Below are 11181 nucleotides of genomic sequence, written 5' to 3'. Positions count from 1 at the left end.
TTTAATACAAATTGATAGATAAATTTTTATTTTATTTAATATAGGAATTTATCTTAAGTATTTTTAATGTAGTTTGATATGAGTTATTTAAAAAATGCTTTATAAGATGATTTAGGAAATGATTGCGGTAGTATTTTTTAGTGTAATAAAAAATAGCTTATAAATTAGTGGATTTGGTGATTGATTGAATTGTAGGTATGGTGTTTAATATAATTAGTGTTGATTAAATAAGATTTATAATAGTGGCTTAGCCTTGCTTATTAGATTTAAATTGAGTTGTTAGTAAATTAATTTTTTAGATTAATAACATAGCTTATAAAATTTTTAATCTAAAGGGTTAGATTAAGGCATAATAATAGTATTCCAGAATAAAAAAGCGCATATGAAAGAACTAATATTACAAATTTAAAATAATAAAGAAAATTTTCTATAAAATTATAATATATGTGGTTTTTATCTTTTAGTTTATATTCTTTTGAAATTACTTTAAAATAACGAAAGCAAAATACACATTTAAAGAAAAGTTTAGCATTAAATTTTTTATACGGGTAAGCTTCACATAAGAATGCAAATCCTACAACTATCATAGCAAGAAATACTAGTTTCATAAAATCCTTTCAGTAGTATTTATAATACTTAATTAATCAAACCAACTATAACGCTTTATATTATTTTTTTCTAAAATTTCAATAAAATTTTTAATTTCATCTTGTGTAAACATATTTTGATTTATATGTATCGGAAATTGAAACTTCTTAAACCTAACTACTATGTTATTATTAGCAATAGAAGTAAAAAAGAAATAATCTTTAAATTTGTTATAGCAAACCTTTTGAGTGCAAAACTTTCTCTTAATTATGAAAAAATCTTCATAACAAATAACCGTTTTAATATCAATTGCACAAAAAAAATGATAAGGTATAATAGCAACTATAATAAAACCAATAATATTTGCTAAAAAATTATCTAAATCTATAAAACATATTCCAATCAGTAAAGTTGCTAAATCCCATATAAAAACAAATATATAATAAAGAGATACGAAAAAAGATTTTTTTCTATTCATCACAAAAATAGGCTCATTGTTGTTTTGCATAATATTTTCCTATATTATTTATTTTATTTTAAAAATAAGCTTTCCTTTAAGTTTTACCCTACAGCTTTTAACCTATTATTATATTCTCTATACTCTCAATTTTTATCATTATTTATTCTTTAGTTTAAAGAATTTAAATTAGGATTTATATTTATTTTGTTTTATAAATTGTAAGGCAAATAAAATAATAAAAGAAATAGCCAATAATATTATACTAAGCTCATTTGCTTTATTTAAATCTAGTGTTTCTAATGCTTCAAATACGGCAATAGAAGCGACTTTTGTCTCTCCTGCTACGCTACCGCCTATCATCATTACTACACCAAATTCTCCCATAGTATGAGCAAAACTCATAACACTAGCACTTATTATACTAGGGATTATTAGTGGCAAACAAAGGCGAAATATTATGTTAGCCTGAGATTTTTCAAGTAATTTAGCTCTATCAAAAAGATTTTTAGGCAAAGCATTAAATGCACTATAAATAGGATTAAACATAAAAGGCATAGAATAAATTATTGAAGCAATCAATAAAGCCTTAAAATTAAAAACAAGTTTAATATCAAAATTAGCCAAAAATTGCCCTAAATAATTATTAGGACTTAATAGCACCAATAAATAAAAGCCTAAAACGGTAGGGGGTAGCACAAGTGGCAATGAAATTATACTTAATAGTATTTTTTTACCAAAAAACTCTTTTTGGCTTAGATAAAATGCAGGATATAAGCAAATAAAAAATAATATTATAGTAGTTACGAAAGATAACTTAAGTGATAAGAAAATTGGTGTTAATTCTTGCATAAAAACTCATTATTTTGGATTTTTTCTATAAAAAATTCTTCTTTATTAAGACATTTTTCAAAACTACCATTTTTTACAAAATATATTTTATCAGCAAGGGCATTTATTTCAAAACACGAATGAGATACAAAAATAATTGTTCTTTTGTAGTCTTGATTTATTTTTTTGATTAGTTTTATAAGTGCTATTTTGTTACTATCATCAAGTGCGCTTAAAGGCTCGTCTAATAATATATATTTTGCATTTTTACTTAAGGCACAAATTAATGCTAGTCTTTGTTTTTGTCCTCCACTTAGAGTGCTGATTTTTTTAGTTTTGTGTTCTTCTAAATTAGCTAGTTTTAATAATTCATCGTAAAAATTACTTGTATTTTTATCTAATTTTTTACCAAAAATATATTTTAAATCATCTAAAAGAGTTTTAGTATTTGTAAAAACTAGATTTTCATATACATTAAAATTATCAAATAATGTGCAATCTTGAAATAAAAAAGCAATATCTTTTAGCAAAGGCTTATTAATAAGCCCAGCTATTAATTTTAAAATAGTGCTTTTACCACTTCCGCTATCACCAAACAATGCGATAATTTCCCCATCATCAAAGCTTAAGCTAGCATTTATTTTAAAGTCTTTAAAATCATGTTTTAAATCCAGCTCATTCATAGCCATATTTATTAAAAATTTCCTTTGCATCAGGGCTTAATATAAAATCATAAAACACTTTAGCATTTTTTTCTTTACTTGTAATTATCATACCTTGCAAAATTGGTTCGTATAATTTATCATCAATTTTTAATATGTTTTCATCACTAAAACCTAATTCTTTAATTTGCTCTACGCTAGACGCAGCTACAAAAGCATAATCACAAGCTTTTGTAGCTTGTAGTAATGTTGCTGAAATATTTGTAGCCGTTATTATGTTTGAACTATTTGGAATTTGATTTAATACTTCTTTAGCTGCTTTTCCATAAGGAGCTGTGTTTGGGTTTGCTATAGCTATACAAGATGCGGTTTTTAAATCATCTAAATTAGGCTTTTTTTTAGCTGAAAATAATATTAGCTTTCCTGTTGCATAAGTGATTGCTTGATTTTTAGTTAATTCTTCTAAATCTTTAGCAAATTCCATATTTGCAGATAAGAATACATCATAATTTGCTCCATTTTTAATTTGTGCGTTAAAGCTACCACTAGCACCTGTATTGACATTAAGTTTTATATCTGGGTGTAGTTTTTCAAATTTTTGCTTTAATTCGTTTAGTGGATAGCTTATATTTGCAGCTGCTGCGATATTTAAAGTATTTGCTAATGCAAAAGAACTTAAACTTAAAAATAATAATGCTTTTTTCATACTTACTCCTTTAAAATATAAAAAATTATATATTAAAAAATCTTTAATAAAACTGAATTTAAAAGCTTATTATATAAAATAATATATAATAAATTAATTTTTTATTTTAATATTACAATTATTAAAAAATGCTAGTATTTTGCCTTTTAATTTATTTAAGGAGAAAATATGAAAAAAATATTTTTAAGTTTAGCAGCAATTAGTGCTTTAATAATTCAAACAGGTTGTAACGATAAAAAAGAAGAGCAAAAACCAGCTCAAGAGCTTAGTCAAAATGTAAAATCAAGCACTGAAGAAGTGGCTAAGAAAATAGATACAATTGTAGATAATGTGGCAACAAAGGTTGATGAACATATAAATACTGCTGCAAATCAAGTTGAACCTATGATAAATTCTGCAGTAGATAGCATTAGTGATACTACAAAAAGCGTTGCTAATAATTTAAAAGAAAGCACCAATGAAGTTGCAAATACAATAAAAGAAAGCACAGATAGTGCAGCTAAAGCAATTACTGATGGCATTGATAAGGTTAGTAGTAGTGTTGAAAATGTTTTAAAAACTGATGCGGCGACTTTATTTAAAAAATGTATTGCTTGTCATGGAAAAAATGCAGAAAAATTAGCTCCTGGGGCTGAAGTTGTAATAAATACTTTAAGCGAGAGCGAAATTTATGAAGCTTTAAGTGGATATAAGGCGGGAACTTTTGGTGGTAAATCTCAAAAAACTATGCAATTACAAGTAAAAAATCTAAATGATGAAGATTTTAAAGCTTTAGCTAAATACATTAAGACTTTATAAAATAGTTAAAAATTAGGAATTTGAAATTCCTAATTTTATTTTATGATTATTTTGTAGTTAATAATATTTTTAGAAGTTTTTTTGCACTTTCAACACCAGGTTGATCGTAAGTGCTAATGCCTATCATAAGCCCACAAGCACCAACTAATAACTCATAATAATATATTAAATATCCGATATTGTAAGCACTTTTGCCATCAAGCTCAATTAGACTTGTTTCTATTCCTTCAGCTTTTATCGCATCAAGACACGATTTACTTTGAGCGTAAAGTAGCTCATCTAAACTATGTCCTACGCTTTGATTTTCAAGATTTTCAAGTCCTTTTATGTGCTTTATTTTGGGGCTATTTGGATTTGGTTTTATACGGATAAATTCTACGAATTTATCTTTTGGCCCTTCAATTATGAGTTGTAAAAACGAATGCTGGTCTTTTGGTCCTATTAGACTAATTGGTGTAAGTCCTACGCGTTTATATTCTTTAAATTTCCCAAGACTTTCGGCTACAAGCTGAACGAACCATTCGTTAAAATGGCGTAATTCTTCACAATAAGTGAATAAAACATAATTTTTATTTATCATTTTTGTGCTTAGCGTGTAGGCTAGATTAAGTATATGTTCTTTTGTTTTTTGCTCGTGCATACAATCTTTAGCGCCTTTGATAAGCTCATCAACATTAGCCCCTGCTAAAAATAACGGCACAAGTCCAACATTACTAAGCACTGAAAATCTACCGCTAACATTTTCTTCTATATCAAAATGCGTTATTTCATTTGTCTTTAAAAACTCATAAAATTTGGTATTTTGCATACAAATTCCTATTAAGTGATGCTTTAAATCATCTACATTTAAACCTAAAACATCAAGCAAAATCCTAAAATAACTTATACATTCAATTGTATTTCCAGATTTTGATACTAATATAAAAAGCGTTTTTTCAAGGTCAATTTTTTCTAATATTTCATTAAAAAGAGTGCTTGAAATATTGTCTAAATAATCAATATTTTTTATCCCCAAAAAACTCGTAATAGCCCTAGTGCCAACACTACTTCCACCCATTCCAATAACTATAAAATGACTTTTGTTAGCAAATTTTTCTTTTACTTTTTGAAGTTTTGAAATTCCTAAATCAAATTCTAAAGGCAAATCATAAAACCCAACTTCGCCACTTTGCCTTTCTTCATTCATTCTTTTTAGATAAAGACTTATGTTTTCTTGCGAAGTTTTTTCAAAATACTCTTGATAGGTAATCATTTGTAATCTCTTTCATAAAAGTATTTAGTCGCCTCAAAAAAACCTTCTACACTACCACAATCAAATCTAAGACCACTAAATACTAATCCTATACATCTACCTTCTTTTGCTTGAGTATTAAGAGCATCAGTAATTTGAATTTCTCCACCACGACCAGGTTTGGTATTATCTAAAATATCAAAAATATCAGGGGTTAGAATATATCTTCCAATAATTGCTAGATTTGTTTTTGCGTCTTTTGGGTCTGGTTTTTCAACCATATCTGTGATTTTGTAAATATTATCTTCTAATTTTACGCCTTCAATAATCCCATATTTTTTAGTATCTTTATTTGGAACTTCCATAAGTGCAACAATACTGCAACGATATTTTTCATATGCTTTTACCATTTGGCTCATTACACCACAAGCATCATTTACACACAAGTCATCTGCTAAAATTACCCCAAAAGGTTCATTACTAACCATATTTTTAGCACAATTTATCGCATCACCTAATCCATTCATTTTTCTTTGCCTAGTAAATGTGAAATTACATACTTCCATCTGCCTACGAACATCATCAAGTAATTTTTCTTTTTCACTGCCTTTTATTGCGTCTTCAATCTCATAAGATATATCAAAATAATCTTCTAAAGCTCTTTTTGTTCTGCCTGTAATAATACCTATATTTGTAAGCCCTGCTTCAATAGCTTCTTCCATAGCATAGTGTATTAATGGCTTATCTAAAATAGGTAGCATTTCTTTAGGTAAAGTTTTTGTTGCAGGTAAAAATCTAGTTCCATAACCTGCTGCTGGAAATATGCAAGTTTTTATCATCTTTCTTCCTTTTTGCTAATAAATATTAAAAAAGTTTAGCAATAATGCGTTAATTTATATTTAAGATTGGAAAAGTTATGGTTAATATAGTGTTATGTGGTGGGAGTGGGACTAGACTTTGGCCACTTAGTAGAAGTCTTATGCCTAAACAATTTCTTAGGATTTTTGATAATAAATCTTTATTTTTGCTCACGTGTGAGAGAAATTCAAAGCTTTGTGAAAAAACTCTTATTGTATCAAACGAACAGCAGTATTTTTTGGCACTTGATGAAATCGGTCAAAGAAACGAAATTTATAAAAACACATCATATTTGCTTGAGCCACTTGCTAAAAACACAGCTGCAGCAATAGCGTTGGCTTGTTTTGGACTTAGTGATGAAGAAGTGGTTTTGATAACTCCAAGCGACCATCTTATAAAAGATTTATCATCTTATGAAAAAGTCATATCAAAGGCTAAAGATTTGGCAAATGAAGGCTTTTTGGTAACTTTTGGTATCAAACCAACTCACGCTGAAACAGGCTATGGATATATAAAATCAAGCGATGGTTTAAATGTAGATGGTTTTTATGAAAAGCCTGATTTTAAAACAGCTCAAAAATATATAATGGGGGGGGGTATTTTTGGAATTCTGGAATGTTTATGTTTAAAGTTGGAGTATTTTTAGAAGAGCTTAAAAAACATTCAAACGATATTTACGAAACTTCATTAAGTGCTTATAAAAAATCTACCAAAAACAATAATACCACTAGAATAAAAATCGATGATATGGCAAAAATCCCTGAAAATAGCATTGATTATGCTGTTATGGAAAAATCAAACCTAATGAAAGTTGTCCCTGCTGATATTAATTGGTCTGATTTGGGTAGCTTTGAAGCATTAAGTGAAGAGATTAAAAGCACAGAATTTAAAAGTGTAAATTCAAACAATAACTTTGTATATAGTGATAAATTAGTATCTTTAATAGATGTTGATGATTTAATTGTAGTTGATACAAAAGATGCCTTGCTAATTTCAAAAAAGGGCAAATCTCATCATGTAAAGCAAATAGTAAAGAGTCTAAAAGATGATGAAAGAGCAAAAGCCCACACTACAGCTTATAGACCTTGGGGAAGTTATAGTGTGCTTGAAGTTGCAAATGGCTATAAGATTAAAAAAATCGTTGTAAACGTAGGCAAAAGACTGTCTTTGCAAAAGCATTTTCATAGAAACGAACACTGGATAGTAGTAAGCGGAACTGCAAGTGTTGAGATTGATGGGGTTAAGCAGCTTGTAAGGGCAAATGAGTCTGTGTATATAAAAATGGGGCAAATACATCGCCTAAGTAATGATGGTAAAATCCCACTTGTATTAATTGAAGCTCAAGTGGGAGAATACACAGGCGAAGATGATATAGTAAGATTTGAAGATGATTATAATAGAAATTGAAAGGAATTTAAATGAGTAAAAAAGTAGCTTTAATTACAGGGGTAACTGGTCAAGATGGAGCATATCTGTCTGAGTTTTTGCTAAATAAGGGTTATGAAGTTCATGGGATTAAAAGAAGAGCATCGCTTTTTAATACAGATAGAATTGATCATCTTATGGAAGATAGTAGTGTATCTAATAATAATTTTTTCTTACATTATGGTGATATGACTGATTCTATGAATTTAACTAGAATTGTAAGTGAAGTAAAACCTGATGAGATATATAATCTTGCTGCGATGAGCCATGTACATGTTAGCTTTGATACGCCTGAATACACTGCAAATGCTGATGGTATAGGCACTCTTAGACTTCTTGAAGCGATTAGATTTTTAGGGCTAACCGATAAAACTAAAATTTATCAAGCATCTACAAGTGAGCTTTTTGGTTTAGTTCAGCAAGTCCCACAAACAGAAAAAACCCCATTTTATCCTCGCTCTCCTTATGCTTGTGCTAAGCTTTATGCTTATTGGATAACTATAAATTACAGAGAAGCTTACAATATTTTTGCTTGTAATGGAATACTATTTAATCACGAAAGCCCTATTAGAGGGGAAACTTTTGTAACTAGAAAGATAACTCGTGCAGCAGCAAAAATAGCTCTTGGAATGCAAGATAAGTTATATTTAGGTAATTTATCAGCTAAAAGGGACTGGGGTCATGCAAAAGACTATGTGAAAATGATGTGGTTAATTCTTCAAGCCCCTAAGCCAGAAGATTGGGTAATAGCAACAGGGGTTACAACTGAAGTAAGAGAGTTTGTAAGACTTGCGTTTGCTGAGCTTGGAGTTGAAGTTGAGTTTCGTGGCAATGGAGTAGATGAAAGAGGCTATGTAAAGGCTTGTCATGGAGATTTTAAACTTGAAATTGGTAAAGAAATTGTAGCAGTTGATCCAAGGTATTTTAGACCTACTGAAGTAGAATTACTAGTAGGTGATGCAAGTAAAGCTAGAGAAAAGCTTGGCTGGGTTCCAGAATATGATCTAAATATGCTTGTAAAAGATATGGCAAAATCGGACTTACAACTAATGCAAAAAGATAAATACTTGCAAGATGGTGGGTATAAAATCTTAAGGTATTTTGAATGAAAACGTTAAAAATGCTTATTACTGATTGGTGGGGTGAAAACAATGAAGCTAATTTTTATAATAATTTAATTATTAAAAGATTGCAAAAAAAATATAAAGTAGTTTATTCTAATACACCTGATTATTTATTATATGGTCCATTTGGAGATAATCATAGGAAATTTAACAATTGTGTTAAGATTTTTTTTACACTTGAAAATAAGATTGCAAATTTTGATGAATGTGATTATGGTATTGATTTTGATAGTAATCTTGCTGACGATGAAAGACATTTAAAACATTATCATTATTTATCTGATTCTTTTTATAATTTAACATTGGAAAAAAGGCTAGAAAAATTAAAATTTAAAAATAAATTTTGTTCTTTTTTAGTTAGTGCAAAAGCTGTAAACTCTCCAAGAGATGATTTTTTTAATTTTTTAAATATGTATAAAAAAATAGATAGTGGCGGTGGACACTTAAATAATTTAGGCTATAGGGTAGGTGATAGATTTAATAATTTTAAAAAATCAAAACTAGAATGGTTGCAAGAATATAAATTTAATATTTGTTTTGAAAACTCATCTTCAAGTGGATATCTTACTGAAAAAATATTTCATGCTTTTGAATCAGGATGTATTCCTATATATTGGGGTGATCCAAGTATAAATGAAATAATTAATCCTAATTCATACATAAATATACAAAATTATTCAGGTTTTAATGTAGTTTTAGAAAAAATTAAGGAAATTGATAATAATGAACAAGCTTATTTGGATATGATAAATCAACCTATTTTTTTACAAGATATAGATTATTATAAAATGTATTATGGGAAACTAGATGAATTTTTGGATAATATTTTTTGTCTTAGCAAAGACAAAGCTATTAAAAGAAAAATTGGACTTTTTGATAAAATTAAAATAATGATCGGGATAAAATGAAAAAAACTGATAAAATCTATATAGCAGGGCATAATGGGCTTGTTGGCTCTGCTATTTTAAAATATTTAAAAGATAAGGGTTATACAAATTTCGTATGTTTGTCTCATAATGAGCTAGATTTAACAAATCAAGCAAAAGTATCGGATTTTTTTGCCAAAGAAAAGCCTGATTATGTAGTTTTAGCGGCTGCAAAAGTTGGCGGTATAATGGCAAATAATACTTATAGAGCTGATTTTATATATGAAAACTTGCAAATCCAAAATAATATTATCCATAGTGCATATTTGTATGGTGTTAAAAAGCTTTTATTTTTAGGCTCAAGCTGTATTTATCCAAAGAACGCAAAACAACCTATAAAAGAAGAATACTTATTAACCGATGAGCTAGAATATACAAACGAGCCTTACGGGGTAGCAAAAATAGCTGGTCTTAAGATGTGCGAGTCATATAACTTACAATATGGCACAAATTTCATCTCAGTAATGCCAACAAATCTTTATGGAAATAATGATAATTTTGATTTAGAAAAATCTCATGTAATGCCAGCACTTATTCGTAAAATGCACCTTGCAAAACTACTTAATGAAAATAAATTTGATGAGGTTTGTAAGGATTTAGGTATAGCTGATATAAATAAGGCTAAAGAATATTTAGCTAAATTTGGTGTGAGCGATAAAAGTGTAGAGATTTGGGGTAGTGGTAAGCCTTTAAGAGAGTTTTTACATGTTGATGATATGGCAGCTGCAAGTGTATTTGTGCTTGAAAGTGTAGACTTTAAAGATATTTGTGGAAAGGGCGAGATAAAAAATACTCATATAAATGTTGGCTTTGGAAGTGATATAAGTATAAAAGATTTAGCTTATATGATAAAAGATATTGTCGAATTTAGTGGAGAGATAGTTTTTAACGCTACTAAGCCTGATGGTACTATGAAAAAACTTATAGATAGCTCAAGGTTAAATAAACTTGGTTTTAAGCCAAAAATAAGCCTCGAAGAAGGTATAAGAAGTGTTTATGAAAATTATAAGGAAAAGTTTTGAAATAAATAAAACTAAGGATTGTTGATTGGTGGGAAAAGGACAATGAAGAGAATTTTGAAAAATAATTTGATAAATATTTTTATTTTTTTTGCAATAAAAGTAAACAAATATAATGCTTTTAACAAAGAGTAAGTCTTTATTAAATAACCAATAGATTTTATAAAATTTAATTATTTAAATTTAGATTATAAATTTATAAAGACTTATAAAAATTAGGTAATATTTTTAGAAGATTATTAAGATTGTTTTGTAAAATTCTATAATATATTACTAATTAATATAAAAGTTTTAAGGCAAGTTTGCGTATGAAAAAAACTATAAAAGTGAAAATTACCGATTGGTGGATAGTATACAGTAATACCAAATACACTAATTATTTTATAATATTATATATTAAAGCTAGCAAAAGACATGAAATTTTTGAAGATTTGTGTAAATATAGAAAAGTTGATTCTGATGGAAGATATCAATGATAAAATTAACATTAAAATTTATGCTAAAAAGTTTGTGGAGAATTATGAGAATAAAAATAAATTTTAAGGAAAATAAATGC

The 11181-nt window shown here is 27.9% G+C and carries 10 protein-coding genes and 1 pseudogene; 5 read left to right on the top strand and 6 right to left on the bottom strand.

Annotated features, from left to right (window positions below):
* Positions 1–640 precede the first annotated feature (640 nt).
* From AVBRAN12642_RS09075 to modA, 4 genes are all read right to left on the bottom strand, one after another.
* Positions 641–1096, bottom strand: coding sequence for a hypothetical protein (locus AVBRAN12642_RS09075; protein ID WP_336607298.1), 456 nt, complete (start codon positions 1094–1096; stop codon positions 641–643).
* A 138-nt stretch (positions 1097–1234) separates the two neighbouring features.
* Positions 1235–1897, bottom strand: a complete 663-nt coding sequence (gene modB / locus AVBRAN12642_RS09070; protein ID WP_336607297.1) for a molybdate ABC transporter permease subunit — start codon at positions 1895–1897, stop codon at positions 1235–1237.
* Positions 1885–2565, bottom strand: a complete 681-nt coding sequence (locus AVBRAN12642_RS09065; protein ID WP_336608258.1) for an ATP-binding cassette domain-containing protein — start codon at positions 2563–2565, stop codon at positions 1885–1887. The genes modB and AVBRAN12642_RS09065 overlap by 13 nt, the downstream gene beginning before the upstream one ends.
* Positions 2552–3244 carry a molybdate ABC transporter substrate-binding protein gene (gene modA, locus AVBRAN12642_RS09060; RefSeq protein ID WP_336607295.1) on the bottom strand — a complete coding sequence of 231 codons (693 nt, stop codon included), beginning with the start codon at positions 3242–3244 and terminating at the stop codon, positions 2552–2554. Before modA ends, AVBRAN12642_RS09065 begins: the two co-directional genes overlap by 14 nt.
* A gap of 168 nt (positions 3245–3412) precedes the next feature.
* On the opposite strand from modA, the gene AVBRAN12642_RS09055 reads away from it, so the two are divergent.
* Positions 3413–4042: a c-type cytochrome gene (locus tag AVBRAN12642_RS09055; protein WP_250325654.1), complete on the top strand. Its 630-nt coding sequence runs from the start codon at positions 3413–3415 to the stop codon at positions 4040–4042.
* Between the two features lie 46 nt (positions 4043–4088).
* On the opposite strand, the gene AVBRAN12642_RS09050 is transcribed toward AVBRAN12642_RS09055, so the two are convergent.
* Together AVBRAN12642_RS09050 and galU are read right to left on the bottom strand one after the other, a co-directional pair.
* The gene (locus tag AVBRAN12642_RS09050) at positions 4089–5294 is read right to left on the bottom strand and encodes a glucose-6-phosphate isomerase (protein ID WP_336607294.1); all 1206 of its coding nucleotides are present in this window, start codon (positions 5292–5294) and stop codon (positions 4089–4091) included.
* Complete coding sequence (gene galU, locus AVBRAN12642_RS09045) at positions 5291–6112, bottom strand: UTP--glucose-1-phosphate uridylyltransferase GalU (RefSeq protein ID WP_214118246.1); 822 nt, start codon at positions 6110–6112, stop codon at positions 5291–5293. The genes AVBRAN12642_RS09050 and galU overlap by 4 nt, the downstream gene beginning before the upstream one ends.
* Before the next feature lie 77 nt (positions 6113–6189).
* On the opposite strand from galU, the pseudogene AVBRAN12642_RS09040 reads away from it, so the two are divergent.
* The 4 genes and pseudogenes from AVBRAN12642_RS09040 (at position 6190) to AVBRAN12642_RS09025 (ending at position 10628) form a co-directional block, all read left to right on the top strand.
* Positions 6190–7538 (top strand): annotated as a pseudogene (locus AVBRAN12642_RS09040) (mannose-1-phosphate guanylyltransferase/mannose-6-phosphate isomerase).
* Between the two features lie 11 nt (positions 7539–7549).
* Complete coding sequence (gene gmd / locus AVBRAN12642_RS09035; protein WP_336607293.1) at positions 7550–8665, top strand: GDP-mannose 4,6-dehydratase; 1116 nt, start codon at positions 7550–7552, stop codon at positions 8663–8665.
* On the top strand, positions 8662–9588 hold the full coding sequence (locus AVBRAN12642_RS09030) for a glycosyltransferase family 10 domain-containing protein (protein ID WP_214118240.1): 927 nt from the start codon (positions 8662–8664) through the stop codon (positions 9586–9588). The genes gmd and AVBRAN12642_RS09030 overlap by 4 nt, the downstream gene beginning before the upstream one ends.
* Entirely contained in the window at positions 9585–10628 is a 1044-nt protein-coding gene (locus tag AVBRAN12642_RS09025) for a GDP-L-fucose synthase family protein (protein WP_214118238.1), read from the top strand. The genes AVBRAN12642_RS09030 and AVBRAN12642_RS09025 overlap by 4 nt, the downstream gene beginning before the upstream one ends.
* The last annotated feature ends 553 nt before the right edge of the window (positions 10629–11181 follow it).

This window comes from Campylobacter sp. RM12642 (assembly GCF_020137635.1).
In the GTDB taxonomy this organism is placed as follows: domain Bacteria; phylum Campylobacterota; class Campylobacteria; order Campylobacterales; family Campylobacteraceae; genus Campylobacter_E.
Note: the sequence above shows the minus strand (reverse complement) of the source record. Positions and strands in the feature narration are given on the sequence as shown.